This is a genomic window from Blautia marasmi, assembly GCF_900258535.1.
In the GTDB taxonomy this organism is placed as follows: Bacteria; Bacillota; Clostridia; order Lachnospirales; family Lachnospiraceae; genus Blautia; species Blautia hominis.
This window is the reverse complement of the sequence record NZ_OIWX01000001.1, coordinates 1,693,030-1,719,178: the sequence shown is the minus strand read 5'-3', so window position 1 is coordinate 1,719,178 and position 26,149 is coordinate 1,693,030. Positions and strand designations below refer to the sequence as shown.

The following is a 26,149-nucleotide window of genomic DNA, read 5'->3' as shown; positions in this document are numbered from 1 at the left end:
AAGGTGAAAAAATATATTTTGGGGATTTTATTGGGAGTGAGTATTTTATGTGCCGGATGCGGCGGGAAGGACAGCAAAAGGCAGGAAACACCCGGGAATCAGGAGGAAGGCAGGGAGGAGATAACCCTCATGCACCCGGATGCGGAAAAGGCGGAATTCCGGCAGTATATAGAGGAAGCGGAAAAAGAACTGGATCTGGACATCCATCTGCTTGCCAGCCCGGTCAATGCGGACAACCGCCATGCCCGCATATCCACCATTCTCTCTTCCGGGGACACTTCTGTTGATGTGATCGCGGTGAATGATGAAATGATCCAGGAATTTAAGTATCAGGGATATCTGGAGCCGCTGGGGGAAGATGTGATGTCCAAGGAGATACGTTCCTGCTATCCCGGAGACTATATGGAGAAAACCGTCATGGCGGAGGGAAAAGTATATTCCGTCCCCTATGTGATGGACCTTATGGTTTTCTGGGTAAATGAAAAATTTCTGGATAAAGCCGGCCTTGATGCTGTGAATGATCAGGAAGATTTTGAAACGCTTTTGGACGGCAGATACGGATATGGGTATTACGGATACGGCAGTGCCTGGGAGACCACCTATGTGTACAACGAATTATCCCAGTTCATCCACATGTTCGGAGGAACATACGGGGATTGGGAGGATGAAGATACAAGACAGGCCCTTGCCTTCCTGCACAACATGGCAGAGAAGGATCTGACACCCAGGGAACAGCTTGTGGACCAGTATGAACAGATGGAACAAAAATTCATACAGGGAAAATACGGCGCCATTTTCATGTACAGCGGCGCCATGGATACCTTTCTTCGGGCAGGGGTGTACGGGGATGATAAAATCCACGCGGCCCCCATGCCCCTGTTCAAGACCAACGCTACGAACGTGGCTACATGGCAGTATGTGCTCAATAAGGCGTCTGTCCACAAAGAAGCCGCAAAAAAATTCCTATCCTATGCAGCGGGCCGGGAAGGGAGCACTGCCTATGCGGATCATATGAAGAAACTGCCGGCCCGGCTTGACATTATCAGGGAGGGGAACCTGGACATACCGGATTTGGATATCCTGAAAAAATACGCGGAGGAACTGGAACTGAGATCCCGCCCGCTGTCCAAAACGCCCATGAAGGATATCAAGGCCATAGGAGAGCTTTTCCAGCGGTATATCACAGATGAGATAAGCCTGGATGAATTTTGCCAAAGGGCAGTATGTCAATAACTTTTGAAAATGTCACTTTTTATTGTTCAGTTTCACTTGAGAAAATGTCACTTCTGTAAAAGGGCTTTTGCCCTTTTACGAAGCAGACTGCTGTTTCTCAAAGAATAGTTCATATAAAAATTTTAGCGACAGGTTGTAATCTTCCATCCACCAGATGGCTTTCCATTCATCGCTGCTATGGCGTAGTTGTAAATGGGGTTCTACGGTTTTGACCACCTTTTTGGACACTTTTATGCTGGCATTCTTGTTTTGTGGCTTTAGATACCGTATGGTTTCGTATATGCGCCCTCCATAAGCAATGCGAATCCCATACCGGGGATTGAGGAGCACCTCGATCTCCCTTCTCGCATTAATAATCGGAAATCCTTCGTCTAAGATCTGGAAACATCGGTTTTTGAACGAAAAGGTTCCAGCTGCATCGGTCTTCCTTTTATGCTTCACACAGAGAATGGTATCAATATCCATTCCTTCTGCCAGAGGAACGAAGATAGATTCTGCTTCTGGCTCAACGGAAAACCTCTGATTGAACAGCTCTTTGTATTCTTCTTCCAAGAAGCGGTTGGCATCTGCTACGGTGGTGATTCCACGCTTAGCGAATTCGACGGGGAGACGGCTCTGTAAGGTTACCCATAAACGTTCAATGCGCCCTTTGGCCTGTGGCGTCTTCGCAAAAATCAGGTCTATTCCCAGTTCATGCATGGAACGTCCAAACTGGGTCAGGTGGACCGTCTTTCCGGCGATCAGTTCATCCATGGTGAGCTTTCCTGTTTTTGGGGAACGGAAAATGGTGTGGTTGTCTGAGTAAATGGTTTGAGGGACACCAAAGTCCACACAGCATTGGCGCATCGTCTCGAGGTAGCCATAAAGGCATTCGTTCTGTGTGAGGAAAAGACCGACGACATTGCCCGTGGCATCATCAATTGCCCCATGGAGGGCGTATTTCGTGTTTCCGCCAAACCATTCATAGGGAGTAGCATCTATCTGGATGAGCTGGCCGGGGTGTGGTTTTCGCGTCCGCCGGTGTGTCCGGTGACGGATTTTTTTCTTTTTGGGGCTTTCAAAACCTGCATTTTTTAGTATACTGGAAAGTGCAGAATAGGAAAGAGCGATTCCAAAATCTGCGAGCAGTATGTCTTTGAAATGGAGGAAGTTGGCCCTAGACAATTCCGGGCGGGAATAAATCTTAAGGACAGCTTCCTTCGTTTCATCTGTAACAGCGTGAGCAGGCTTTCTACCAGTATTTTTATGAATCAGTGATTCAGCGCCAGAAGTAAGGACCCCTTTCTTTAAACGTGTAATCTGGCGGGTAGAAAGGCCAAGAAGTGAAGCTGCCTGTTGTCTGGAAATAGACTTGTCGATGAAACGATTGATGACAGTAAATGTTTTTAGTTGTTCTTGTGACAATGTAATTTTACCTTCTTTCATAACTTTTATAGTTTATCAAAAAGAGACAAAATCTCAAGTGATTCTTAAGGAGACATTATCACAAGTTAATAACATTTTGCCAAAGGGCAGTATTGCCCTGAGGCTTTTCTTATGCTAGAATAAAAGCGCACGCAGTTTTTAACAGCAGATGCAGCAGGAGACTGTGTGTACAGAAGCAAACAACATGAGATTCCATAGGAAAAGGAGATAAATCATGAACGCAAAAGAATTCGCTTTAAAACAGCATGAGGAATGGAATGGCAAGATTGAAGTGATCAGCCGTGCAAAGCTGGAGACCCCGGAGGATTTGGCAGTGGCATACACACCTGGTGTAGCGGAGCCGTGCTTAAAGATCGCCGAGGATGTAGATTTATCCTATAAGTATACAAGACGCCACAATATGGTAGCAGTTGTGACCGACGGAAGCGCAGTTCTGGGTCTGGGCGACATTGGACCGGAGGCGGGTATGCCGGTTATGGAAGGAAAATGTGTGCTCTTTAAAGAATTCGGAGATGTGGACGCATTTCCTTTATGTATCAGAAGCAATGATGTGGACGAGATCGTAAACACAGTCCGTCTGCTGGCAGGAAGTTTCGGCGGTGTAAACCTGGAGGATATCTCCGCGCCGCGCTGCTTTGAGATAGAGAGAAAGCTGAAAGAATGCTGTGATATCCCCATCTTCCACGATGACCAGCACGGAACAGCCGTTGTCACCGCTGCCGCCATGCTCAATGCCTTAAAGCTCACAGGCAGAAAGCTGGAGGAGATCAAAGTGGTAACATCAGGCGCAGGTGCAGCAGGGATTGCCATCATCAAGCTGCTGGTAAGCCTGGGACTGAAGACGGTTATCATGTGCGACAGAAAAGGCGCCATCTATGAAGGACGCGGCGACTTAAATGCAGAGAAACAGGAGATGGCTAAGATCAGCAACCGAGGCATGGAAAAAGGCAGCCTGGCCGATGTGCTGAAGGGCGCTGATGTGTTCATCGGTGTTTCCGCTCCGGGAACTGTGACAGAGGAGATGGTGAAGACCATGGCTCCAAACCCCATCCTCTTCCCAATGGCAAATCCGGTACCGGAGATCATGCCTGACCTTGCAAAGGCAGCAGGAGCAGCCGTTGTGGGAACCGGAAGAAGTGATTTCCCCAATCAGATCAACAACGTTCTGGCTTTCCCGGGGATTTTCCGCGGTGCGCTGGATGTGAGGGCTAAGGACATTAACGATGAGATGAAAGTGGCGGCAGCTTATGCCATCGCCGGTCTTATTGATGAGAAAGAACTGACACCGGACTACATCATCCCGAATCCCTTTGACAAACGTGTGGCAAAGGCGGTTGCCCAGGCAGTGGCAAAAGCGGCCAGAGACACAGGCGTTAGCAGAATCTGAGAATAACCGGATAAATATTAAAATGGCTGTATTTCCGCCTCCGAAAGGATAGTGGAAATACAGCCATTTTCTTACATGGGATAGGACCCTTTACGCCCAAAACCACCGGCTTTTCCGGAGAAAGGCCCGGAGCTTTTTCCGGGACCGCTGCCGAAAAAGGATGGCACAGGCAGGGAAGAAACCTTAGTGACAAAACGGTTTGGCCCGTCCATGGAAAAAAGCCAGGAAAGAAGCAGACAAAAGCCGATCAGCAGCACACCCTGCCAGATTTCAGATACAGATTCCAGGATCGGGGTGGCACTCAGCACACTGTATGCAAGGCCGTGGAACAGGTAGATGGGCATGGTGCGCTGTCCCAGTATGGAAAATACCTGTGGTTTTCTGGAGATCATGGCGCTCACCGCAAAAATTGCCAGAAAAGATACGCCGTAACAGACCAGCCTTACCAGGATCCCCTCCCCGTCTCCCGCCCCCATCTCATGATAGGAATATCTTCCGTAAAAGATCTTCGGAGTCAGATGGATCTTGAAAGAATAGGCCAGAAGCAGGCAGCCTAACAGATACAGGGAAAGCACTGCCAGTATTTTCCCGGCCTGTACTCTTATTTTCTCAAACCAGTCCCTCTCAAAGTGGTATCCTGCCAGGAAGAAGGGGAAGAATACCAGGATTCTGGGGATGCTGAAAAAGTTGTCCAATTCCGTCAGGCCTACCAACAGCCCGGCAGTGACGGCGATAAACATATGCCCCGGGATTTTCTTCAGATAAGGTGTCACCAGTCGCCAGAAAAACAGGGCCATGATGTACCAGAGGGAAAACTTGGGCCTTGCTAAGTACAGCCCGGTGTCTTTGTGGATGATGAAAACATATAAAAAGTAATACAGGAGTTCATAGACAAAATAAGGAATGACCAGTTTTTGTACCAGTTTTCCAAAAGGTAGTTTTTTCTTTGAAAAATAGCCCGATATAAAAATAAACGCAGGCATGTGGAAGGAAAAGATCACCCATTTCAGCCCGGATAAAAACAGGTTGTTGTCATAGCAGGGTTCGATAAAATGACCGACCACCACCAAAACAATGAGAAGGGCTTTGTAATTATCGAAAAAGTAGTCACGGTTTTTAGTTGACATAATATCACCTCTGACTTCTGCGGATAAATTTACAGTCTCGTTTTGTATGATACACCGGATGGAAAACAGGTGCAAATAGAAATTTTGGCCCGGATAACGGTAAGTGTTGGATATTTTTACAAAGAAATGGATTTGCGTTCTGAAAAATATTTGTTATAATGGTTATTAATAGTGTAAAATGAAACTGACACTGGAATACAGTTGTAATCCGTTACAGCAGAATCAGGCAGAAAAGGGTGAATATATGAACGAAGACGAAAAAAGAGAGATTGAGAGAAAGAAACGGATTCAGGCTCGTGAAGAGAGACGCCGTCAGCAGGTAATGAAACAAAGGATGATCCTGGCAGGTGCAGCCGTTTTAATATTACTGGTCATTATTGTGAGCGTCGCTGTGGGCAACCACAAGAAAAAAGTGAAACAGGAAGAGGAGATCAAAGCCGCCCAGCAGAAGAAAGCGGAGGAAGAGGCAAAAAAGCAGGAGGCGGACAGTGAACTGCGTTTCCTGGCAGTGGGTGACAACATTCTGCAGGATGCTTTGATCGAGTCGGGAAAAGAGAGCGGAGAAACATGGAATTATGATGCCCTGTACGCACAGGTGGCAGAAGATATCCAGGGCGCTGACCTTGCTTGTGTCAATCAGGAAACACCTTTTGTCAATGACCATAAGGATGTATCCGGGAGCGGGCTTATGGGAACGCCCCTTGAAGTCGGGGATGCGCTGGCAAAGGCAGGATTTGATCTGGTGACCCAGGCCACAAACCATGCTTTTGATAAGGGCAAGCCGGGAATTCTGAATTCAGCCACTTTCTGGCAGACACAGCATGCGGATGTTCAGCTTCTGGGCATTCACGGGGATGAGGCGGACGCGGAGAACCGTGTCAAAGTCATTGATAAGAAGAACATGAAGATCGCTGTGATGAATTACACATACGGTGTGGATGAGGATGCCGGCTTTTCCGAAGCGGACTCTTATATGATCGATGTCTACGCAGAGGATAAGGTAAAGGCAGATGTGGAGAAGGCAAAAGGGGAAGCAGACTTTGTCATGGTATTCCTTCACGCCGGAGCTGAGTATTCAGAGGAATTTTCTGACACGGCAAAACAGAGGATCGATTTCCTGGCAGCGCAGGGAGTGGACGCGGTGATCTACAGCAACCCCCATGTACTGCAGGCGTATGGCATGATGCCGCGGCAGGATGGGAAAAATATGCTGGTTTACAGCTCACTCGGCAATTTTGTTTCCGCGGATGATCAAATCAAAGGTCTTGTGGGAGGCATGGCAGATATCACACTGAAAAAGGACGGCAAGACAGGGGAAGTGACCGTCAGTGATTATAAGATGACACCCCTTGTCATGCATTATGACAGTGAAAAGAAAAACTGTGCAGTGTACAAGGTCTCTGACTATACAGAGGAGCTGGCGAAAGAACACGGCATACATCAGCAGACGGAGGAGACATTTACTTTGGACAGCATCAAAGAGCTTGCCGCAAAGTATGAATCCCCACAGGCATTCCCCGCCTCGGGACAGAGCAGTTCTGACGCACCGGAGACAGAAGTGAAGGGAAAAGGCGTGTCCGATGGGGCGTCAGATGATCCGGAGGACAGCGGTTCAGACACCAATAAAGAGAATACGGATAAAAAAGAAAGCACTTCAGGCGGTGAAGACTAGCCTGAACTTAGGGCGGAGATGTGTGAGGACACAGCTCCGCCCTTTATTCGGAAGATCCTTTAATCTTCGGCATATTGTTCCGGAGAGAATGGATAGACCTCTTTGTAAGAGTCCAGTTCAGCCTGACTGGTGGGCGGTTTATACATAAGACCGGTCATCTCCATAGCTGCCTGCCCGTCTAAGTCATCGGAGGAGCTGGATTCCACATGGTAAACATCCTTGCTCCCACCCTTTCCTCCGATGCCGCTTCCCTGGCCCTTGCCGCCCTTGCCGCCTCTGTGGCAGTTTTCAGAATTTTTATATTCATTTGATTCGTTGATATCTTTCATTTCGCAAGTTTCCTTTCTGCATTTTTTGTAGTAATAGTATGTGCGAAAAATATGGGAAAATGCATTGACAAACAAAACAGCCATAGTCTATGCTTTTACCTGACAAGAGAGAAACGGAAAAATTTTAAGGAGTGTATAGTATATGGAAAATATTAAGAAAAGCGCTTCACAGCTCATCGGCAATACGCCGCTTTTGGAGCTGTGTAATTACGAAAAAAAACAGGATCTGCCGGCGCATGTTATAGCAAAACTGGAGTATTTCAACCCGGCAGGCAGCGCCAAGGACCGGGTGGGCCTTCGCATGATCGAGAGAGCAGAGCGGGAAGGAAAGCTAAAGCCCGGAGCCACGATCATAGAGCCTACTTCCGGAAATACGGGGATCGGCATTGCTTCCGTGGCGGCTGCCAAGGGGTATCACGCCATTCTCACCATGCCTGAGACTATGAGTGTGGAGCGGCAGAAACTGCTTCGCGCCTATGGGGCGGAGGTGATCCTTACAGACGGGAAGAAAGGGATGCAGGGCAGCATAGAGAAAGCAGAAGAACTTAAGCGCACCATTCCCGGTTCGGTCATAATGGGGCAGTTTGACAATGAAGCCAACCCGGAGGCACATGAAGCTGCCACAGGCCCTGAGATTTACAGGGACACAGACGGCAGGGTAGATATTTTTGTTGCCACAGTGGGAACAGGGGGAACGCTGACCGGCACAGGCAGATATTTGAAAAAACAAAACCCTGCGATCCAGATCGTGGCAGTGGAACCTGCGGAATCCCCTCTATTATCGGGAGGTCAGGCGGGAGCGCACGGTATTCAGGGAATCGGTGCCAATTTTATTCCAAGTATTCTGGACAGGGATATTTATGATGAGATCATCTGTGTCACCACAGAGGATGCCTATAAAACAGGGAATGATATCGCCAAATGTGAAGGGATCCTTGTGGGGATCTCCTCCGGCGCGGCTGTGTGGGCAGCGGCCCAATTGGCCCGCCGTCCGGAAAATAAGGGTAAAAACATAGTAGCCCTTCTTCCGGACACAGGAGACCACTATCTTTCAACTACAATGTATGACTAAAGCAGAGGAATGACAAAATATGAAACAGACAGAAAATATCATGGGGACAAAAAAGGTGCTTCCGCTTCTTGTTTCCATGTCCATACCACCCATGGTGTCCATGATGATACAGGCACTTTACAATATTGTGGACAGCATGTATGTGGCAAGGATCAGTGAAAATGCCCTGACAGCGGTTTCCCTGGCCTATCCCCTCCAGAATCTGATCCTGGCAGTGTCCGTGGGCTTTGGCATTGGTCTGAATGCCTGCGTTGCCAGGGCTTTGGGGGCAAAAAATGTAAAAGAGACAGAGGCAGCGGCAGCTCATGGAGTGATACTGACAGCCGTGCACGGTATCCTCTTCATACTGGTTGGCCTTCTGCTGGTAAAACCCTTTATAGGCATGTTTACCCGGGATGCGCAGATTTATAAAATGAGTTGTGAGTACGCCGGTATTGTGCTTTGCTTTTCTTTTGGCAGCATGTACCACCTCTTTGCAGAGAAGATCTTTCAGTCCGTGGGCAATATGGTACTCCCCATGTTCTTCCAGGCCATCGGTGCGGTTCTGAATATTATCCTGGACCCCATTATGATCTTCGGGCTGCTGGGATTTCCGGCTATGGGAGTGAAGGGGGCAGCGGTGGCTACTGTCACGGCACAGATCACAGCGGGGATCATAGCTATGGTCTGCTATCTGAGGAAATGTACCCAGGTAAAACTGGATTTTCATGGTTTTCGCTTTGACTGGGAAATCGTAAAAAAGATTTATATGGTGGGTATCCCCTCTGCCATTATGATCTCCATGCCCTCCCTGCTGGTAGGTGCCTTGAACTCCATACTGGCCGCCTTTTCAGGGACTGCTATTGCGGCTTTTGGGCTGTACATTAAGATCCAGTCCTTTGTATATATGCCGGCCAACGGGGTGGTGCAGGGAATGCGGCCCATTATGAGCTACAATTACGGGGCAGGCAGCAGAAAGAGGATGATGGAGACATTGAAAAGCAGTCTTCAGGTGGCTGGTGCCATTATGCTCCTGGGGACTGTACTCTTTCTGGCGTGTCCGGAATGGATCATGAAGTTGTTTGATGCAGGGGATGAAATGATGCGGCTGGGGGTTCCCATGCTGCGCATTATCAGCCTTGGTTTTGTGGTGTCCACTGTAGGGTGCGTACTCTCCGGCTCTTTTGAGGCACTGGGACAGGGACTGCACTCCCTTCTGATCTCCATACTGAGACAGCTTGTGATCATTGTGCCGCTGTCTGCTTTGTTCTGCAGAATATGGGGCATCTACGGTGTGTGGGTGACTTTCCCTCTGGCGGAGGCCATTGCAGCGGCAGCAGCAGTGATACTGTTTAAACGGTACATGAAGAGATTAGAGATATAGGAAGGTGATAGAATGGCAAAAAACAAGGACAAAGAAGTGAAGACAAATGCCATGAGGATCCTGGATAAAAATAAGATTCCCTATGAGACCATCACCTATGTGTGCGATGCGTTCATAGACGGCCTGCACACGGCAGAGAAGACGGGGGCTCCGGTGGAGCAGTCTTTTAAAACGCTGGTGGCCCGGGGAAAGAGTAAGGAATACTATGTTCTGGTCCTCCCTATTGCAGAGGAAGTGGACCTAAAAGCCGCAGCCAAGGTGCTGGGGGAAAAGTCCATTGAGATGATCCATGTAAAAGATATCACGGCAGTGACCGGATATGTGAGGGGCGGTTGTAGTCCTCTTGGCATGAAAAAGCAGTATAAGACCATCATCCAGGAGAACGCTGAGAAATACAGCGAGATTTATGTGAGCGGGGGAAGGATCGGTTCAACTATTAAGGTGAACCCTGTGGATCTGGCGCGGGCAGCCGATGCCGCTTTTGCTGACTTTATCGTAAAAGGGTAAAAAAAGAGAACTGTTGCGGAATGTTGAAGCACCTGTTTAAAAGGGGTTTCAACATTCCGCGACAGTTCTTTATAACTGAAAAGCATTCCTGACAATATCTGCCAGGATCTTCTGTCCCAGCCTGGTCAGGTGGATGCCGTCCGTGGTGATGGCGTCATAGCCGTGCTTCTCAATCTGCTGTTCCAGAGGCTTCTGCAGTGGAATAAAGTGAGCACTGTAGTTTCTGGCAAGCTTGCGGATGTTTTTGGACATTTTCTGCTGCCAGGGCACCCAGTCGTCATATGTTCCCTGTTTCGGGAAAATAAACGGTTCCAGTGTAATGACTGCTGCTGTGGTTTCTCTGGATAGGTCAAAGAGCATTTCATGATATGCGCGAATGCTGTCCTCCAGCATATAAAGCTTTTCCTGTTCTGAGACATCAGCCTGTACAATAAGCCCCACATCGTTGATGCCCACCAGAATACTCACGTAATCCGGATGATAAGAAATACAGTCCCTCTGCAGGACTCCGGCGATCCGTTCCGTGATATTGCCATCCACACCTTTATTCAAAACCCGCCAGTTGGGGTTGGTTCCGGTAATATAGGCCGCGAATTCGCTGACATATCCATCACCCAGAGGATTGTCAGATGTCATTCTGCCGGCATCGGTAATGCTGTCTCCTAAAAATACAATGATACCCATAGCGATTCTCCTTCGGCATATAACCATTTTCAGGCCATCTGATTGTATAATATACTATTTTAACTGAAAATGACCGTTATTGCAAATAGTAATTTTGTGAAGGGTTGCCAAAAAGTCGTTTTGGTGATTTTTTCTATGGACAAGTCGTGCCGGGAAGTATATAATCATCTTCAACAGCAGCAAGACTGCTGCAGCCACTTTGAGTTTGCATCTTATACTTAGAAGTTGGCATTTCTGTTTTTGATCAGCCGTTCGGCAAATGAATTCCATGTAGATTTGGTAATAATACAAAGAAGATCTCACCTCTGCAGGAGGTGCGGTATGTGAGGTTCAGCAGTGATGCCGGGCGGGGGTCTTGAAAAGTAAAGAGTGAAGAGGGGTGTTTTTATGTCTTTTGCGACAGGTATGGCACTGTTTTTTTCCGCCGGGGCGGTCTGCACCGATCTGTTTCTGGAAAAAGTGCCTAACAAATGGATCCTCCTGGGGCTTGCGGCAGGCGCCGGGTACCAGGGGCTGTCACACGGCGCGGGAGGGATGCCGCTGTTTTTGGGCGGTGTGTTTTTGCCGCTGCTGCTGCTGTTTCCGCTGTTCTGTTTTCGCATGATGGGGGCAGGTGACATTAAGCTTATGGCTGTACTCGGCGGAATCCTGGGTGTTTCCGGTATCCTGAAAGGGATGTTCTGCGCCTTTATCCTGGGCGCTGTACTTTCTTTGGCATTTCTTATTTCCTGCGGGAATCTGCGGGAACGTTTTTCTTATTTTTTCCATTATCTGAAAGTCTGTAAAGAGGAGCATTGTCCTGTTCCCTATGGGAAACAGGGGGCACAGGCGGAGAATCTGCATTTTACCGTGCCCATACTTCTGGGGATCATGCTGTATGCGGGAGGTTTTTGTTGAGAAAAAAAGTGTTGGCAGTCTGTGATGAGGAGGCGTCTTATGCCTGCAGCTTTACCGCATGGCTGGAGAGAAAGGGACATTACCCTTTTGAGTTTATAGCTTTTACCGGAGCGGATAAAGTCTGCGATTATGTACAGACGAATCCTGTGGAGCTGCTGCTGGTGGCAGAGGGGACCATGTGTCCTGCGATCAGCAGTCTGCCTGTGAAGAAGCTTGTGGTTTTAGACGAGGAGAAGGGCACAGTGCCGGAAGAACTCCCTGCTGTGCTGAAATACCAGTCCTGCGAAAAGATCATGCAGGAGGTGACAGCCCTCTACGGGGAGGAAGCCCGGGAAGAGGGGAGGGGTGCGGCTGCCAAAAGGACAATGCATGTTCTGGGAGTCTATTCTCCTCTTGGACGTGTGGGGAAGACTTCCCTTGCGCTGGCCCTGGGGCAGTTCCTTGCAAGAAGGTATTCTGTGCTCTTTTTAAACCTGGAACCGTATTCCGGTTTTGAGCAATTGTTCTCCTGCGGGTTTGAGAGGAATCTGGGAGATCTGTTTTACTATATCCGGCAGAAGAAGGGACAGCCGGCAGTGCAGCTTGCAGCTATGGTGCGTGAGGCCGGAGGGCTTTCGTATGTGCCCCCGGTCATCACACCGGAGGATGTGGAACAGATTACCGGGGAGGAATGGAGCGCACTGTTGGAGGAACTGAGGCTTTACAGTGGGTATCAGGTGGTCATTCTGGATTTCGGTGGGGGAATCACCCAGGCGTCTGTACTGTTTGATGCATGCAGCAAGATTTATATGCCTGTCCGCCAGGACCGGGTTTCAGAGGCAAAGCTGGCACAGTATGAGGCCTGGCTTGGAAGTACGGGGCGGGAAGATGTGTTGAAAAAGACGGAGAAGCTCATTCTTCCGACAGTGGCTCCCCAGGGGGAGATGCCGTGGCCGGAGTGCCTGACTGTCGGCAGATTTGGGGATCATGTGAGAAAGCTGGTGCAGGATGGAGGTATTTTCAGAACTTAGGAACAGCCTGATGGAACGGCTGGACAGTATGTGGGAGAGCACGGATGAGGAGGTGATGGAGCTTATTGACCGTCTGCTCATGGAGGAGGGAAGAAGACTTGGACTGAATCTGGGGCAGAAAAGCGCACTGCGCCGGGAATTATTTAGTTCCATCCGCAAATTGGATGTGCTGCAGGAGCTTTTGGAGGATTCCGGTGTTACGGAGATCATGGTGAATGGGTGGCAGCATATTTTTGTGGAGCGGGAGGGCAGGATCTCCCCCTGGGAAAAGCATTTTACATCCCCGGAAAAGCTGGATGACGTGATCCAGCAGATTGCCGGAAGATGCAACCGGGTAATCAATACCCTGCATCCCATTGTTGATGCCAGACTGGAGAATGGCTCTAGGGTCAATGCCGTCATAGCCCCTGCGGCACTGAACGGCCCTATACTCACCATACGCCAATTCCCAAAAGAACCGGTCACCATGGAGCGGTTGCTCTCCTTAGGGAGTGTGACGGAGGAGGCGCTTGGACTGCTGCTCCCTCTGGTGCGCGCCAAGTATACCATCCTCATCGGAGGAGGGACCGGAGCGGGCAAGACCACCATGCTGAACGCATTGTCCGCGTTCATTCCCCAGGATGAGAGAATCATAACCATAGAGGATAACGCAGAGCTTCAGATACAGGGGATCCCCAATCTGGTGAGACTGGAGTGCAGGGCAGCCAATATAGAAGAATCACAGGAGATCACCATGGCTGATTTATTAAAGACTGCCTTGAGGATGCGGCCGGACAGAATTATTGTGGGGGAGGTGAGAAGTGACGCGGAGGAACTGCTGCAGGCCGTCAATGTGGGAGCAGAGGGCAGTATGTCCACCATTCATGCAAACAGCTGCACTGACATGATAACAAGGCTGGAGACCCTGGTTCTCATGGGGATCAACCTTCCCCTTCCGGCGATCAGGAGACAGATAGCAGCGGGGTTTGATATATTTATACATTTGGGACGGCTCAGGGACAAAAGCCGCAGGATCCTGGAGATCTGTGAGATAGACGGGATGGAGGAGGGGGAAATACTTATGAATCCACTGTTTCTGTACGAGGAGGAAAGGGGCCTTGTGCAGAAAGGAAAACTGAGACACAGAGAAAAATTAGAAAAGGCGGGGATGACACTTGAAGATGGATTATGAACACTACAAACTGACAATTCTGGAATGGGCCAGATATCTGGGGGAGAGCGTACTCATCTGCGTGATCATAGATGCGCTGTGCTACCAGAGCTTGCTCACCTTTCTGTTTATGCTGCCCATACCTTTCTGGTATATCAGGCAGAGAAAGCGGCAGCTCCTGCTGCTGCGGCGCAGAAGGCTCCATCACCAGTTCAGGGATGCGCTCAACGCGCTGGGGGCGGGAATCTCAGCTGGATATTCCCTGGAGAACGCGGTTTTGGAAGCAGGAAAGGATATGGACCGGATATACGGGCCTGACAGGGAAATTTCCAGAGAACTTGCATATATGGCAGCACAGATGCGCGTCAGCGTTCCGGTAGAAAAACTATTCTATGACCTGGGACACAGAAGCCGGGTGGAGGATATCCGCAGTTTTTCCGAGATCCTGGCACAGTCGAAGCGTATGGGAGGCAATATGCGGGAGACCATTCAGAACTGTGTAAGGATCATGGAGGACAAGATTGATGTGAAAAAGGAGATTGACGCCATGCTGGCTGCCAGAAAAATGGAACAGAACATCATGAGCTTCATGCCGGTTGGTATCATCCTCTATATGCGTCTGACCTCACCGGGGTTTATGGATGTGCTGTACCACAATGCTGCCGGGGTCTGCATCATGACTGCCGGACTTGGCTGTTACGCGGGAGCTTTTATCTGGGGCAGGAGGATTGTGGAGATTGAAGTATAAGAAAACCCTGATTGGGGAGAAGAAAGCGTTTGCAGCCGGCATGGCGGTGGTTTTACTGGCTAATGCAGCCGGCCTTACCACGTATTTCCTGGAGAACAAACGTGCCGGAAAAGAAAAGACGGAATATCTAGAGCGGCGGGAATATGGCCAAGGTGATTATGAGGAAGAACTGACAGTAAAGTCAGAGCAGGGTAAGCAGAATATAACGGTGCGTGTCCGCGAAAAAGAATACGGACCGGGTGAAGCAAAAGAAATCCTCAGCCGGGTAAAAGATAAGATGCCCTCGCTTATCCGAGGGAAGAACAGCGGCCTGGATAAAATCAGCTATCCCCTTCATCTGCCGGATCGCAGTCCTGATTTTCCGGTAAACATGTCGTGGAGTACGGATATGCCTGAAGTGCTGAACTGGGAAGGCAAGATCGGGGAGAATACCGGGAAGAGCGGTACAAAAGTAAACCTAACGTGCGAGTTGAGTCTGGGCCAGGAGACGGAACGGTGGGAAAAGGAAGTGATGGTCTATCCGGAGAAGATCACCCGTGAAGAAAGACTGCAGAGGGAGGTGCAGAAGGTGGTGGATACACAGAACAATGTCTCTGAGGAGAAGGTAAAACTGCCGGAAAAAGTGGACGGAACCCAGGTCTTTTTTCAGAAAGAACAGAGCGGAAACGGTGTGCTGATCTGCCTTTTCGGGACAGCTTTTGGTCTGCTGATCCTCCCTTTATACAGAGAAAAAGAGAAGGAAAAAGACAGGGAAAAAAAGGCCCAAATGCAGGCAGATTATCCCGATATTGTGAGCAGGATTTTACTGTTTCTGCAGGCAGGACTGACGGTGCACAGTGCAGTGGAAAAGATTGCAAAAGACTATGTCAGCAGTTGCAAAATGTATGGTCAGAAGCAGCGCGCTGCCTATGAAGAACTGGTGGAGACTTACAGAGAAATGGAAGGCGGTATGCCTGAGATACAGGCATATGAGAGGTTGGGAAACCGCTGCAATACGCCGGAATATAAGGTGCTTTCCGTGCTGTTGGTACAGAATCTAAAGAAGGGAAATCAGGGAGTATTAGCCCTTCTGGAACGGGAAACCACGGCTGCTGTGGAGGAGCGGAAAAGGACAGCAAAAATAAGCGGGGAACAGGCATCTACGAAACTTTTAGGCCCTATGTTTATACAGCTTGGACTGGTTATGGCACTGATCATGATTCCTGCTTTTCTGAGTTTTTACTAGCTGATATAAGTCAAAAGTCATAAAAATATTTAGAAAGGGGGTGATGATCATGAAGGTGTTCAGGGATTTTTATGATGATGAATCAGGAATCACTGTGATTGAAATCGTGCTGGTGTTAGTGGTGCTGATTGGGCTTGTTATCATTTTTAAGAAACAGCTCACCAGTCTAATACAGAGTATTCTTTCAAAAATCACAAGCCAGAGTAACAGTATTTAGAGAGGTCCTTATGAGACAAAAGGGAAGTATGACAATTGCCATGTGTATGATGCTCTCTGTAATGCTTGGAATCCTTACAGCAGGTATCAAGCTATGCAGGGAACAGTATGCCCGGGTACAGGCTGTAAATGCAGTGGACACAGGATTGTATTCCGTATTCTCGGAGTATGAAAGGGATTTGCTGGAGGAGTATGACTTGTTTTTTCTGGACAGCGGGTACGGGGGAGGAGCCATAGATGCTTTCCGTGTGGTACAGCAAATGGAAAATTCCATGGATCTGACTCTAAAAACCGGTATACGGGGAAGCAGACGGGAAAATTGTTCTATTACAGGGTACAGGCTGGCCTCCGATAACGGCGGGGAGGCATTCTGTGCACAGGCGGCAGAGGCTGTCAGAAAACATCTGGGTACGGATGCCGTGAAACGCCTGAAGGAGTATCTCAGCAATACCGGGGAAGTGATAGAACAGCAGCAGGAACAAAAGGAGGCCGGAGTCCCTCCCATGCCGGAGGAACCGGTGCCGGATGACACGTCTGTATCGGAAATTACCCCGGATAACAATCCCCTGGAGGTGATAAAGCGTATACGGACCATGGGGATTTTAGGGCTGGTTCTCCCTGACGATGCAGTTATTTCCGAAAAGGAAGCAGATGTTTCCGTTTTCACTTCAAACCGAAATCTGCAGAAGGGGATGGGAAGTTTAGGAGGCCGTGAATCCGGTACATCCGATAAGCTTTTTCTCCAGGCATACGCAATGAATAAACTGGGAACTTACAGAGAACCTGTGAATCCGGGAGCCCTTGATTATCAGGTGGAATACATTGTAGGCGGCAAGGGCAGCGACAGGGAAAATCTGAAAAAGACAGTGAACAGGATGCTGCTGCTGCGCGAGGCTGCAAACGCGGCGTATCTTTATACAGACCCGGAAAAGCGGGCACAGTCCGGTGCACTGGCGGCATCACTGTGCACGGCACTTCTGATACCGGAGGGGGCCTTTGTAGTTGAAAAACTGCTTCTGCTGGGGTGGGCCTACGGGGAAAGCCTTTTGGACGTGCGCCAGCTGATGGCAGGCGGGAAGGTCCCACTGGTAAAAAACAGTGCGAGCTGGCAGCTTGCACTTTCGGATATAGGACAGATTTTTTCGCTGCTGCAGGACGGGCAGGCAAAAAATACTTCCGGCCTGGATTATAATGACTATCTGCATATATTGTTGTTCACATCCTCCAGGAACAACCTGACATTTCGCTGTATGGATATGATAGAACAGAACATACGGCTAAAACCCGGAAAAGAAAATTTCCGTATAGATTCCTGTATGGAATGTCTGGAGATGGAAACCGGTTTTCTAAGCCCATCGGGAAACAGGTGGACAGCAATCCGAAGTTACGGATATGACATGTGAAATGCAATTGTGAAAAGCAGAAAGAAGGAGGGGGAGCAGTTGCCCGGTGTAAAAGGCAAAAATCAATGGAATAGAAAGGAATGGTACTCTCTTCAGCAAAAAGGAAGCCTGACACTGGAGAGTGCGGCTGTTCTTCCTCTTTATTTTCTGGCAATGGTAATGCTTATCAGTATGATGGATATCTTCCGCATTCAGACAATTCTGGTATCCGCGCTCAGCCAGAGTGCCAAAGAGCTGGGAATGTATGCATACAGCATAGACGGGGAGAGTAGATCACCCGTGGGAGCAGTGACGGACGCTGCCTGTGCTGCTTATGCTTCGGCGGAGGTACAGAAGAGAATAAAGGGAGAAAATCTTACCGGAATTGTGGGAAGACAGGCGGGGATCACACTGCTGGGTTCACAGTATCAAAATGGTATTGTAACCCTGAAAGCCAACTATCTGTACAGAAGTCCGGCAGCAGTATTTCCGGTCCTCCCGGTAAAGATAAAGGCTGCAGCCGGTGCGCAGGCCTGGCTGGGATATGAGGGGGATAAATACGGCAGAGCAGATGACGGGCCGGGGGAGGAGATGGTTTTTGTGACGGATTATGAAAGTGTGTATCACACCTCACAGGATTGTACCCATATAAAGCTTACGGTAAAGCACGTGGGAATGCAGAATGCCTTACAGGGCAAAAACCAATACGGGAATAAGTATCATCCCTGTGAAAAATGCATGAAGGGGCACGGGAATGACAGGTTTGTGTATATTACGGAAAAAGGAAACCGTTACCACAGTGACAGTTCGTGCGGCGGTTTGGCACGGCATGTACGGCTGATGAAGAAATCTGAGGCGGAGAACAGGAGTGCCTGTTCACGCTGCGGGGAAAAATAGGGGGAAGATTCAAATGACAGAGAAGATAACCGCAGGTATTTTACTTGCGTTTATGGGATGGGAAGATTTCAGAGGGAAAACAGTTGCGGTCTGGAAAATCCTTTTATTTCTGACAGGAAGTTTGATATGTGCGGCGGTCAAGACAAAAGGGATTCCGGGGGAAGTATGGAGCACAGCACAGGACGCTCTGATCGGCAGCCTTCCGGGTATCCTTCTTTTGCTGTTCGGAAGGATCTCAGGCTGGGCAGTGGGCAGTGCAGATGGAATGATCGTGTTGATCTTAGGAATCTACCTGGGATTCTGGCAGGTTCTCAGCGTATTGTCAGGGGCTTTCATATTGGCGGTACTGGCTGCCGGTTTTTTACTGACAGTGCGGAAGAAAGACAGGAAGTATGAGATACCGTTCATCCCGTTTTTATTTGCAGGGATGATGTTTTATTTCTTTATAGGATGAGATAGGAGATCATGATAAGAAAAAACAGAAGAAGGTTTGTGTGCAGAGGCAGTTATACCCTGGAGGCTGCCTGTATCAGCGGCGTGTGGATGCTGACCGTATTTGCGGTCCTTTTGCTGCTGATGGGAACCATAAAAAGAGGGGTATACACAGCAAAAGCATATGAGGCGGCAGTGGCAGGCAGCACGGAGGCTGTACGCAGACAGGGGGATGGCGTGGCAGCAGCAGGGGAACGGCTTGCCGGTGAAAGCGGACATTATTCTGTGAACGGCAGCAAAAGGGAAGTTACCGTCAGCTATGAGGAGCATATAAAATTCCCTTTCGCCGGTTTACAGTGGCATATACAAGGCAATGGAAAAAGTAAAGTGATCCGGCCTGTTTCGTTTATAGAAAAGGTTAGAAGCATCAGAAGATGGAAGGACGAAATGGGGGGATAAGGAGGACAAGATGCAGGCAGAGTACAGAAGGGAAATGAATCACAGTTATCTGGTTCTGAAAGCTGACGAAGAAATGGATCCGCAGGGATATGAGATAAAAATGCTTTTACACAACGCACCGGCGGGGCTGCTTCCCCTCTCTGTGCGATATATAGACGGCGAGCCGCTGTTTTATTATGAGGTCACATCCAAGCAGAGTATTTCCTTGCTCTATGAGACAAAAAAGTTTGGAAGGGAAGATCTGGAGCGGATTTTCAGGGCAGCAGCAGATGTGATCGAGAGACTGGAGGAATATCTTCTGGATATTGAGACACTTCTTTTTAATCCCCGCTATATCTATATGGATACAGAACGGCAGAATATCTATTTCTGCTGTTTTCCTGTGAGAGAGGAAAAGGAACAGGCCGGGATATTGGAATTGACAGAGTATATACTGCCGAAGATAGACCATAAAGATGCAGGGGCTGTAGTTTTGGGATATGGCGTGTATAGGGAGAGCGTGGAGTCCGGTATGGGAGCGGATGAGATCCGCAAAGAGTTAAGAAAGGTAACCCTGGAGAATCTGAAGGAAGGAGAGGCCAGACAGAAGGAGGAGTATACGCAGCAGGAGTATACGCAGCAGGAATATACCGGGGAGGCAGTGATGACAGAGGAGAAGAGAAGGCAGGCACTGGATGCTTTTTTCGAGGAGGAGGAAGAGGTTGAAGAGAAGCATCCCCTGTTAAATGCTGTGGGGTGTATTTTTACATTGGCGGCAGCAGCGGTGTGCATTTATCTTCTGCTGCACTATGAGATCGCCAACACATTTCAAATCTGTATTGGATTATCAACAGCGACGGCAGCGGGTACAGGGGCCTTTTTTGTATTTAGGCTCAAGAAGGCCAGGGAGGAGAAAAAGAGGAAGAAAAAAGAGCTGGACCAACTGGAAGCATGGGGATGGGAACGGGATGCTGAATATGAGCGGGAGGATATAAGCGAGGCGGAAAGATATGCAAACGAAAGTCCAGTGGAGAAAAAGGAAGCTGATGTTTTGGATACATGCGGCCCCACCATTCTATTGTCGCCGGATCAAGAGAATGAGGCAGACGCATGTTTATTTTGGACGGAAGAAGGCGTTCAAAAGAGATTTATGCTTACCAAAGATATGGGGATGATCGGAAAGCTGACGGGATCTGCGGATATATGCCTAAGGCATCCGGCAGTGAGCAGGATACATGGCAGAATACGAAAAGAGGGGAAAGATTTTTTTATTTCCGACTTGAATTCAAAGAATGGTACCCTCTTAAACGACAGAATGCTGGAACCGGAACGAGAATATTTACTGCATAATGGTGATAAGATAAGTATTGCGGGAACGGAGTTAGAGTACCGCAATTTTCAGAATATAGGGGGCTGATTGGCTTATTTTAGGCGGCTTAATTTGGAAGTATATGGTTGCGTTAATCTGGGAAAGAGCTTATAATGAAGCTATGTCCTGCAGGCAGGGAGTGAAGAGTGGTTTAAGGATTTCGCAGGGCTGAAGACTATATCAGATAAGAAGAAAAGGACAGGTAGTGCATGGTAGATTACAGTAACTGGAACCAGAAGCCGGAATCCGATCTCAGGCGGTTTTTACGAATGCGGAAGAGTGTTTTGATGAACACGATTATGGTAGCTGTCAATATTTTAGTGTTTTTGTTGACAGAGCTAACCGGGTCATCACTGGACAGCAGGCATCTTGTAAACTGGGGAGCTGCTTATACGCCGTTCATTGAACAGGGGCATGAATATTACCGTCTTTTTACCTGTATGTTTCTTCATTTCGGGCTGACACATCTGGGAAATAATATGTTGGTGCTTGTATTTCTTGGAGACAGTCTGGAAAGAGAAGTGGGCAAAATACGCTATCTTCTCATTTATCTGATTGGCGGAATTGGTGCCAGCTATATTTCTTATTACGCAGAGATAAGAGGAGGGGAGACGGTAGTCTCCGCAGGTGCATCCGGTGCGGTGTTTGCCGTGATTGGAGCGCTGATCTATGTGGTGATAAGAAATCGTGGGAGAGTGGAAAACTTTACGACCAGACAGCTTGTTTTCCTGGCCGCGCTTACACTTTATCATGGGTATACAAGTGCAGGGGTAGACAATGCAGCACATCTTGGCGGGCTTTTATGCGGCTTCGCCCTTGGGATAATCCTTTATCATGGAAAGAAAAGGCTGCCTTCATAATAAGAGGCAGCACATTTTTGTGTGATTAACTGATTGGGAGAATTACTTTGAAAATGGTACCTTCACCTGGTTTTGATTTGAAGGAAATAGTGCCTTTGTGGGCGCTGACAATGCGTCTGCAGATTGGCAGACCAAGGCCGGTACCTTCCTGTTTGTGCGTGATGAATGGCTCAAACAGATCATTCTGATATTCAGATGGAATGCCGTTACCGGTATCTGCTATCGTAAATATGACAGCTTCACCGTCTGATTGTATGGTACAGGCAATATGGCCTTCGGTTTCAATAGCATCCGATGCGTTTCTGATCAGGTTCAGAAAAAGTTGACGGAGTTTTATGCCGTCAGCTTTTATAACGGGTATTGGAGATAATTTCTGCAAATCTATGGTAACATGCCGTTCATTCAAAGATGGGGTCACAGATTCAATTACATCGCAGAAGGTTGTATAAATATTGGAAATCTGCAGATTCAGTTTTTCTGAGTTATTGAAGGCGGATAATTCATTGAGAAGTGATTTGAGAAAATCCATATTCTCCATGATTTTTTGCCAGTAATTATCCTGCGTTAGTTCAGGATGCCGTCCTTCTAAAAGCTGCATGAAGCTGTTGATCAAAGTGACAGGATTTCTTATTTCGTGAGAAACCTGAGAAAGCATAAACTGATGCTTCATTTTCAATTGCTGATAGAGCATCTTATAATCAGCAGTTTCAGGCATCCTGGTGCTCTGGTTGGTGCCGGATTGTATCGTCATTAGGTGTCCCCCCTGTTCTTTCTTTACGTTGATAGTGTAGCACTGTTACTGCCAAATATCAAATAATTTCATAACCTAAAAAGCGCCAAAAAACGACAAACTTATGACAGAATGCCGTCGATAAGAGCCGGCAAAAGCAGCACAGAAAGGAGAAATAAATATGTCGGATTGTATTTTTTGTAAGATTGCAGACGGCGAGATTCCGTCCGCAACGCTCTATGAGGATGAGGACTTCCGGGTCATATTGGACCTGGGACCAGCGAACAAAGGACATGCTTTAATTCTGCCGAAACAGCACTATGCCAATCTCTATGAAATCCCTGATGAGCTGGCAGGTAAAGCGATGGTGCTTGCAAAGAAAATAATCACCAGAATGAGAGACGTTCTCGGCTGCGATGGTTATAATGTTGTGCAGAACAACGGAGAAGCAGCTGGCCAGACCGTCTTCCATTTCCATATCCATCTGATACCGCGCAGTGTTGGGGATAACGCTGGGATTACATGGACGCCGGGGAAATTAACAGAGGAGGATAAACAGGAAATCCTTGAGAAGTTTTCAATGGATTAGACTTCAGGAAAAGGGTTAAGATGACAGAAGAAAAATTTCGTGAAATCTTTCATCAATATTATCGTTTAGTTATGAAAGCGGCATACTGTGTCTTGTATGATGCAGATCTTTCACAGGATATCTGCCAAGAAACATTTCTTACGTTTCTGGAAAAGGTGGATACTGTTGATAAAACACGTTATGCGGAATGGCTGTCCGTTTGTGCCAGAAGAAAAGCCATAGATTTTTGTAAGAAGGCTTATCAGGTACATGAAGTGACAGCAGGAGACCGTGCTGAAAAAGTAGGTGCGGAGAAAATGGCGGACAAGAATGACAACGGAGGCAAAAGCACCAGATTTTATAATGATGAAATGGCTGAGATGATGGTGCACAAAGAATTTACCGGAAAGATTCTCAATTCTCTGAGAACGAAGAATACGGACTGGTATGAAATCACAGTAAGGACATATGTCATGGGAGAAAACGATGAAGAAATTGCCTGTGCTCTTGGCATCACCATTGGAAATGTGCGTACCAAGAGACACAGGATGATGGAATGGCTGAAACAAAGATATCAGTCAGAATACGATTCGCTATGAATTATCTGTTTATGGTCTGTTCAAATAGCTGAACGATTTCTTCAATAGAATCAGTCAGCTTGCTTTTGGACATGGCATCCGTAAAAGTAGAGCGGTTTTCATAGAGGGAGTTAATTGTATCAAGAAGCTTTTCATTGGTGATTTCTTCCTCCTCCAGAACCATACTGTAACCCATGCGTTCAAAAGAACGGGCATTCAGTATCTGGTCACCGCGGCTTGCACGGGCAGATAGCGGAATCAGGAGATTAGGTTTTTTCAGTGCACTCAGTTCACAGATGGCATTGGCGCCTGCTCTGGAAATGACAATATCCGCAAGGGCAAATAGATCGGCCAGTTCTTTTTTGATATATTCATACTGTACATAACCTTTTGTGTCTTTTAATGATTCGTCCAGTTTTCCTTTGCCGCAGAGATGGACAACTTGGAAATTTTTCAGCAATTCAGGAAGAACTGCACGGACGGCATCATTTACGGCTGCTGCACCAAGGCTTCCGCCAATAATCATAATAACCGGTTTGTCAGAAGTAAAACCGGTAAAAGCCCGTGCTCTTTCGGGGCTTCCTTCCAGCAGTTCCTGCCGTATGGGAGTTCCGGTCAGTACCGCTTTGTTCGCGGGCAGTTCAGACACGGTTTCAGGGAAGTTGCAGCACACTTTAGTAGCAAAAGGAATAGAAATTTTATTAGCCAGACCAGGTGTCATGTCAGATTCGTGGATAAAGGTAGGGATTTTTCGCCTGCTTGCCGCGATGACCACGGGAACGGTAACAAAACCGCCTTTGGAAAAGACAACATCAGGTTTCAACTGTTTCATAAGTTTTTTAGCTTCCGCAAAGCCTTTCATAACTTTGAATGGGTCAGTAAAGTTTTTGACATCAAAATAGCGTCTTAATTTACCGGATGCAATCCCATAATAAGGGATACCCAATTCCTCTATCAGTTTTTTTTCGATTCCTTCATAGGAACCGATATAAGAAATGGTATAGCCCAGCTCCTTTAGGCGGGGAATCATTGCAATATTAGGGGTAACGTGTCCGGCAGTACCGCCGCCGGTAAGTACGATATGTTTCATGGTGTCCTCCTGCTCATTCAAAAATAATAGTTAAAAGAATAATTGTAACGGTTCAGTACCTTCACAGTTACGAGCAAAGATCCGCACAAGATCGCCTTCGGCGACGGGATTTTTGCCTGGCTGCTGAACAATTTCTTGCGGTCAGCGCGGTGAATGTGCAGACGCCTACTGAATAGTTACAAACAAATACTATAAGATAATATGATACACTTGTCAGGAAAAGTCAAGGAAAGATAGGAGTTTCATGAGTAAATTGGACGAAAAGCAAGTTGAACAAGCACATAAGTCTGCGGCAGTCCAGAAAGACAAAGCTTTTGAGGAATGGGTCAGCCAAAGCGTCCTTGATGAAACCGCAGAGATGGTAAACGGGTTGGAAAACGACCCGGATTTAGATGATTTTGAGCCCTCCGAGGAACTGTTCCAGAAAATTGTGGGAATAGCAAATGAGAGAGGGCTGCTGGCCGAAGAAGAGACAGCTGAAGAAGAGACAGACGATGTAAGAGTTAAGAAGATAGAATTTTCAGATGATAAAATACAAGAAAACCCTATTAGCATAGCAGCCATTAATAATGAAAAAAGTAATAGAACTTTATGTTATTATTCATCGCGTAAACGGGTTGCTGTTAAATGGGTTGCGATGTTGGCTGTAACGTTATTGGGAATATTTGGCGTTTCAATGAGTAGCCAGGCTAACAGAACATTTGTTATGCAAAAAGTAGATTCTATATTAGGAAATGATATTAATACAAAAATAAATAATACAACTGATATAGTCGAAAGTGATACTAAAGAGGAAGATGATAGAAAAAAAATTGAAGATACCTTAAATGTTAAGGTTCCAATACTTTTTTATATGCTAGATGGAATGGAATATGATTCCTTTAGCATTGATGAGAAGGCAAAGACGGCATGTATTAGATATAAATATGAGGATAAATATTTATATCTACAAATATTTTCCAATAGCAATGGGGCCAGTGGCATTATGAAAAATGATAAAGGTGAATTGGTTGATACACTTTCAAGCGATTGGGTGGATATTAATGTGGAACTATGGAAAATTGAGGAAGAAGGAGATGAAATGCCGACATATCTTGCTCAATGGGAGTACAATAACGTTTATTATAATATAAATGCAAAAATTAATGAACAAGAAATGGAAGAAATAGTATCAGATATTATTTATTAGAATAAGGAGATAATAAAGGATGAAAAAAATAGTTGAGAAATTTTTAGTTATTCTAGCAGTAGTCGTATTAAGTTGCACTAGTGTTATGGCAGAAGGATTAGACGATTTAGGAAAAGTTGTGGATGGTTCAAAATTAACAAATCAGCAGTTCGCTGAAGATATCCAGCGTTCATTAGTAAGAGGAAATCTCCTAAATCAAGGTTCAGGCAGAATATCAGACTTGGGTGGGGGTGTTGTAAATGCTTATGGGGCAGCACTTTGTTCAGTGACTTGTGATAAAGTTATGTTAAAGATAACTGTGCAGAGATATTCAGGTGGTAGTTGGTATAATGTTCAAACATTTGAAGACACAGCTTATAATACAGCCACATTGACAAAAAGTCATAATTTAAGTGTTAGTAAAGGATACTATTATCGTGTAAAAGTAGCTTGTATGGCACAGAAAAACGGTTCTAGTGAATCTCAAACAGCAACAACTGATGGTATATGGATTAGCTAATATAATTTAATGGCCAAGAATCAATTTTAATAAAATAATCTGAAAAGTTCTATTAAACTCCCCCCCTTTACG

28 protein-coding genes are annotated in these 26,149 nt (G+C 47.1%); 22 read left to right on the top strand and 6 right to left on the bottom strand.

From position 1 onward, the window contains the following. Window positions 1-3: 3 nt before the first annotated feature. Window positions 4-1,233: an ABC transporter substrate-binding protein gene (locus C6P39_RS07625; RefSeq protein WP_104803350.1), complete on the top strand. Its 1,230-nt coding sequence runs from the start codon at window positions 4-6 to the stop codon at window positions 1,231-1,233. 75 nt (window positions 1,234-1,308) lie between these two features. Here C6P39_RS07625 and C6P39_RS07620 read toward each other — a convergent pair whose 3' ends face one another. After that, entirely contained in the window at window positions 1,309-2,658 is a 1,350-nt protein-coding gene (locus C6P39_RS07620) for an ISNCY family transposase (RefSeq protein WP_104803349.1), read from the bottom strand. Window positions 2,659-2,872: 214 nt separating this feature from the next. Here C6P39_RS07620 and C6P39_RS07615 point away from each other — a divergent pair, with 214 nt between their 5' ends. Further along, window positions 2,873-4,045 (top strand): NAD(P)-dependent malic enzyme, encoded by a 1,173-nt coding sequence (locus tag C6P39_RS07615; RefSeq protein ID WP_095174719.1) that lies wholly within the window; start codon window positions 2,873-2,875, stop codon window positions 4,043-4,045. A 71-nt stretch (window positions 4,046-4,116) separates the two neighbouring features. On the opposite strand, the gene C6P39_RS07610 is transcribed toward C6P39_RS07615, so the two are convergent. Next, window positions 4,117-5,172 carry an acyltransferase family protein gene (locus C6P39_RS07610; protein WP_242986984.1) on the bottom strand — a complete coding sequence of 352 codons (1,056 nt, stop codon included), beginning with the start codon at window positions 5,170-5,172 and terminating at the stop codon, window positions 4,117-4,119. A 244-nt stretch (window positions 5,173-5,416) separates the two neighbouring features. Between C6P39_RS07610 and C6P39_RS07605 the strand changes: the two genes are divergently transcribed. Next, entirely contained in the window at window positions 5,417-6,844 is a 1,428-nt protein-coding gene (locus C6P39_RS07605) for a CapA family protein (RefSeq protein ID WP_158661487.1), read from the top strand. Between the two features lie 59 nt (window positions 6,845-6,903). Here C6P39_RS07605 and C6P39_RS07600 read toward each other — a convergent pair whose 3' ends face one another. Next, complete coding sequence (locus C6P39_RS07600; RefSeq protein WP_104803347.1) at window positions 6,904-7,173, bottom strand: hypothetical protein; 270 nt, start codon at window positions 7,171-7,173, stop codon at window positions 6,904-6,906. Window positions 7,174-7,315: 142 nt separating this feature from the next. Between C6P39_RS07600 and cysK the strand changes: the two genes are divergently transcribed. The 3 genes from cysK to ybaK are packed head-to-tail and all read left to right on the top strand — an operon-like array spanning window position 7,316 to window position 10,115. Continuing rightward, window positions 7,316-8,245 carry a cysteine synthase A gene (gene cysK, locus C6P39_RS07595; protein WP_104803346.1) on the top strand — a complete coding sequence of 310 codons (930 nt, stop codon included), beginning with the start codon at window positions 7,316-7,318 and terminating at the stop codon, window positions 8,243-8,245. 19 nt (window positions 8,246-8,264) lie between these two features. Further along, complete coding sequence (locus C6P39_RS07590) at window positions 8,265-9,608, top strand: MATE family efflux transporter (protein WP_104803345.1); 1,344 nt, start codon at window positions 8,265-8,267, stop codon at window positions 9,606-9,608. Window positions 9,609-9,620: 12 nt separating this feature from the next. Continuing rightward, entirely contained in the window at window positions 9,621-10,115 is a 495-nt protein-coding gene (ybaK, locus tag C6P39_RS07585; RefSeq protein WP_104803344.1) for a Cys-tRNA(Pro) deacylase, read from the top strand. A 69-nt stretch (window positions 10,116-10,184) separates the two neighbouring features. Here the strand turns inward: ybaK and C6P39_RS07580 are convergent, their stop codons facing one another. Beyond that, window positions 10,185-10,799, bottom strand: a complete 615-nt coding sequence (locus C6P39_RS07580) for a GDSL-type esterase/lipase family protein (protein ID WP_095174725.1) — start codon at window positions 10,797-10,799, stop codon at window positions 10,185-10,187. A gap of 387 nt (window positions 10,800-11,186) precedes the next feature. Here C6P39_RS07580 and C6P39_RS07570 point away from each other — a divergent pair, with 387 nt between their 5' ends. The 12 genes from C6P39_RS07570 to C6P39_RS07515 all read left to right on the top strand — a co-directional run bounded on the left by C6P39_RS07570 (window position 11,187) and on the right by C6P39_RS07515 (window position 21,423). Further along, window positions 11,187-11,696: a prepilin peptidase gene (locus tag C6P39_RS07570; protein ID WP_104803342.1), complete on the top strand. Its 510-nt coding sequence runs from the start codon at window positions 11,187-11,189 to the stop codon at window positions 11,694-11,696. Further along, window positions 11,693-12,706 (top strand): P-loop NTPase family protein, encoded by a 1,014-nt coding sequence (locus C6P39_RS07565; protein WP_095176262.1) that lies wholly within the window; start codon window positions 11,693-11,695, stop codon window positions 12,704-12,706. Before C6P39_RS07570 ends, C6P39_RS07565 begins: the two co-directional genes overlap by 4 nt. Next, window positions 12,684-13,877: a CpaF family protein gene (locus tag C6P39_RS07560; protein WP_104803341.1), complete on the top strand. Its 1,194-nt coding sequence runs from the start codon at window positions 12,684-12,686 to the stop codon at window positions 13,875-13,877. The genes C6P39_RS07565 and C6P39_RS07560 overlap by 23 nt, the downstream gene beginning before the upstream one ends. Next, window positions 13,867-14,604 carry a type II secretion system F family protein gene (locus C6P39_RS07555; RefSeq protein ID WP_095176260.1) on the top strand — a complete coding sequence of 246 codons (738 nt, stop codon included), beginning with the start codon at window positions 13,867-13,869 and terminating at the stop codon, window positions 14,602-14,604. The genes C6P39_RS07560 and C6P39_RS07555 overlap by 11 nt, the downstream gene beginning before the upstream one ends. Continuing rightward, a complete protein-coding gene (locus C6P39_RS07550) occupies window positions 14,594-15,829 on the top strand; it encodes a type II secretion protein F (protein ID WP_104803340.1) in 1,236 nt (411 codons plus the stop codon). Before C6P39_RS07555 ends, C6P39_RS07550 begins: the two co-directional genes overlap by 11 nt. A 49-nt stretch (window positions 15,830-15,878) precedes the next feature. Next, window positions 15,879-16,046 (top strand): Flp1 family type IVb pilin, encoded by a 168-nt coding sequence (locus C6P39_RS07545; protein WP_095176258.1) that lies wholly within the window; start codon window positions 15,879-15,881, stop codon window positions 16,044-16,046. A 10-nt stretch (window positions 16,047-16,056) separates the two neighbouring features. Beyond that, window positions 16,057-17,448, top strand: a complete 1,392-nt coding sequence (locus C6P39_RS07540) for a DUF5702 domain-containing protein (RefSeq protein WP_104803339.1) — start codon at window positions 16,057-16,059, stop codon at window positions 17,446-17,448. 39 nt (window positions 17,449-17,487) lie between these two features. Further along, window positions 17,488-18,324, top strand: a complete 837-nt coding sequence (locus C6P39_RS07535; protein ID WP_104803338.1) for a TadE/TadG family type IV pilus assembly protein — start codon at window positions 17,488-17,490, stop codon at window positions 18,322-18,324. A 13-nt stretch (window positions 18,325-18,337) separates the two neighbouring features. Further along, window positions 18,338-18,778, top strand: a complete 441-nt coding sequence (locus C6P39_RS07530) for an A24 family peptidase (RefSeq protein ID WP_104803337.1) — start codon at window positions 18,338-18,340, stop codon at window positions 18,776-18,778. An 11-nt stretch (window positions 18,779-18,789) separates the two neighbouring features. Then, entirely contained in the window at window positions 18,790-19,215 is a 426-nt protein-coding gene (locus C6P39_RS07525) for a hypothetical protein (RefSeq protein WP_104803336.1), read from the top strand. Window positions 19,216-19,225: 10 nt separating this feature from the next. After that, window positions 19,226-20,611 carry a DUF6382 domain-containing protein gene (locus C6P39_RS07520; RefSeq protein ID WP_104803335.1) on the top strand — a complete coding sequence of 462 codons (1,386 nt, stop codon included), beginning with the start codon at window positions 19,226-19,228 and terminating at the stop codon, window positions 20,609-20,611. Window positions 20,612-20,832: 221 nt separating this feature from the next. Further along, window positions 20,833-21,423, top strand: coding sequence for a rhomboid family intramembrane serine protease (locus C6P39_RS07515; RefSeq protein WP_167388484.1), 591 nt, complete (start codon window positions 20,833-20,835; stop codon window positions 21,421-21,423). A 25-nt stretch (window positions 21,424-21,448) separates the two neighbouring features. Here the strand turns inward: C6P39_RS07515 and C6P39_RS07510 are convergent, their stop codons facing one another. Next, on the bottom strand, window positions 21,449-22,174 hold the full coding sequence (locus C6P39_RS07510; protein WP_104803334.1) for a sensor histidine kinase: 726 nt from the start codon (window positions 22,172-22,174) through the stop codon (window positions 21,449-21,451). Between the two features lie 160 nt (window positions 22,175-22,334). Between C6P39_RS07510 and C6P39_RS07505 the strand changes: the two genes are divergently transcribed. Then, complete coding sequence (locus tag C6P39_RS07505) at window positions 22,335-22,742, top strand: HIT family protein (protein WP_095176250.1); 408 nt, start codon at window positions 22,335-22,337, stop codon at window positions 22,740-22,742. Between the two features lie 20 nt (window positions 22,743-22,762). Further along, window positions 22,763-23,320, top strand: coding sequence for an RNA polymerase sigma factor (locus C6P39_RS07500; protein ID WP_095176249.1), 558 nt, complete (start codon window positions 22,763-22,765; stop codon window positions 23,318-23,320). 1 nt (window position 23,321) lies between these two features. Here the strand turns inward: C6P39_RS07500 and C6P39_RS07495 are convergent, their stop codons facing one another. Beyond that, complete coding sequence (locus C6P39_RS07495; protein ID WP_095176248.1) at window positions 23,322-24,389, bottom strand: undecaprenyldiphospho-muramoylpentapeptide beta-N-acetylglucosaminyltransferase; 1,068 nt, start codon at window positions 24,387-24,389, stop codon at window positions 23,322-23,324. A gap of 244 nt (window positions 24,390-24,633) precedes the next feature. On the opposite strand from C6P39_RS07495, the gene C6P39_RS07490 reads away from it, so the two are divergent. Further along, window positions 24,634-25,578 carry a DUF4367 domain-containing protein gene (locus C6P39_RS07490; RefSeq protein WP_104803333.1) on the top strand — a complete coding sequence of 315 codons (945 nt, stop codon included), beginning with the start codon at window positions 24,634-24,636 and terminating at the stop codon, window positions 25,576-25,578. Window positions 25,579-25,597: 19 nt separating this feature from the next. Further along, a complete protein-coding gene (locus C6P39_RS07485) occupies window positions 25,598-26,077 on the top strand; it encodes a DUF6147 family protein (protein WP_104803332.1) in 480 nt (159 codons plus the stop codon). The last annotated feature ends 72 nt before the right edge of the window (window positions 26,078-26,149 follow it).

Coding starts and splice junctions, on each gene's coding strand:
- C6P39_RS07620 (WP_104803349.1), bottom strand. CDS start 2,658: ATGAAAGAAGGTAAAATTACATTGTCACAAGAACAACTAAAAACATTT.
- C6P39_RS07615 (WP_095174719.1), top strand. CDS start 2,873: ATGAACGCAAAAGAATTCGCTTTAAAACAGCATGAGGAATGGAATGGC.
- C6P39_RS07610 (WP_242986984.1), bottom strand. CDS start 5,172: ATGTCAACTAAAAACCGTGACTACTTTTTCGATAATTACAAAGCCCTT.
- C6P39_RS07605 (WP_158661487.1), top strand. CDS start 5,417: ATGAACGAAGACGAAAAAAGAGAGATTGAGAGAAAGAAACGGATTCAG.
- C6P39_RS07600 (WP_104803347.1), bottom strand. CDS start 7,173: ATGAAAGATATCAACGAATCAAATGAATATAAAAATTCTGAAAACTGC.
- cysK (WP_104803346.1), top strand. CDS start 7,316: ATGGAAAATATTAAGAAAAGCGCTTCACAGCTCATCGGCAATACGCCG.
- C6P39_RS07590 (WP_104803345.1), top strand. CDS start 8,265: ATGAAACAGACAGAAAATATCATGGGGACAAAAAAGGTGCTTCCGCTT.
- ybaK (WP_104803344.1), top strand. CDS start 9,621: ATGGCAAAAAACAAGGACAAAGAAGTGAAGACAAATGCCATGAGGATC.
- C6P39_RS07580 (WP_095174725.1), bottom strand. CDS start 10,799: ATGGGTATCATTGTATTTTTAGGAGACAGCATTACCGATGCCGGCAGA.
- C6P39_RS07570 (WP_104803342.1), top strand. CDS start 11,187: ATGTCTTTTGCGACAGGTATGGCACTGTTTTTTTCCGCCGGGGCGGTC.
- C6P39_RS07560 (WP_104803341.1), top strand. CDS start 12,684: ATGGAGGTATTTTCAGAACTTAGGAACAGCCTGATGGAACGGCTGGAC.
- C6P39_RS07555 (WP_095176260.1), top strand. CDS start 13,867: ATGGATTATGAACACTACAAACTGACAATTCTGGAATGGGCCAGATAT.
- C6P39_RS07545 (WP_095176258.1), top strand. CDS start 15,879: ATGAAGGTGTTCAGGGATTTTTATGATGATGAATCAGGAATCACTGTG.
- C6P39_RS07540 (WP_104803339.1), top strand. CDS start 16,057: ATGAGACAAAAGGGAAGTATGACAATTGCCATGTGTATGATGCTCTCT.
- C6P39_RS07530 (WP_104803337.1), top strand. CDS start 18,338: ATGACAGAGAAGATAACCGCAGGTATTTTACTTGCGTTTATGGGATGG.
- C6P39_RS07525 (WP_104803336.1), top strand. CDS start 18,790: ATGATAAGAAAAAACAGAAGAAGGTTTGTGTGCAGAGGCAGTTATACC.
- C6P39_RS07520 (WP_104803335.1), top strand. CDS start 19,226: ATGCAGGCAGAGTACAGAAGGGAAATGAATCACAGTTATCTGGTTCTG.
- C6P39_RS07515 (WP_167388484.1), top strand. CDS start 20,833: ATGCGGAAGAGTGTTTTGATGAACACGATTATGGTAGCTGTCAATATT.
- C6P39_RS07510 (WP_104803334.1), bottom strand. CDS start 22,174: ATGACGATACAATCCGGCACCAACCAGAGCACCAGGATGCCTGAAACT.
- C6P39_RS07505 (WP_095176250.1), top strand. CDS start 22,335: ATGTCGGATTGTATTTTTTGTAAGATTGCAGACGGCGAGATTCCGTCC.
- C6P39_RS07500 (WP_095176249.1), top strand. CDS start 22,763: ATGACAGAAGAAAAATTTCGTGAAATCTTTCATCAATATTATCGTTTA.
- C6P39_RS07495 (WP_095176248.1), bottom strand. CDS start 24,389: ATGAAACATATCGTACTTACCGGCGGCGGTACTGCCGGACACGTTACC.
- C6P39_RS07490 (WP_104803333.1), top strand. CDS start 24,634: ATGAGTAAATTGGACGAAAAGCAAGTTGAACAAGCACATAAGTCTGCG.
- C6P39_RS07485 (WP_104803332.1), top strand. CDS start 25,598: ATGAAAAAAATAGTTGAGAAATTTTTAGTTATTCTAGCAGTAGTCGTA.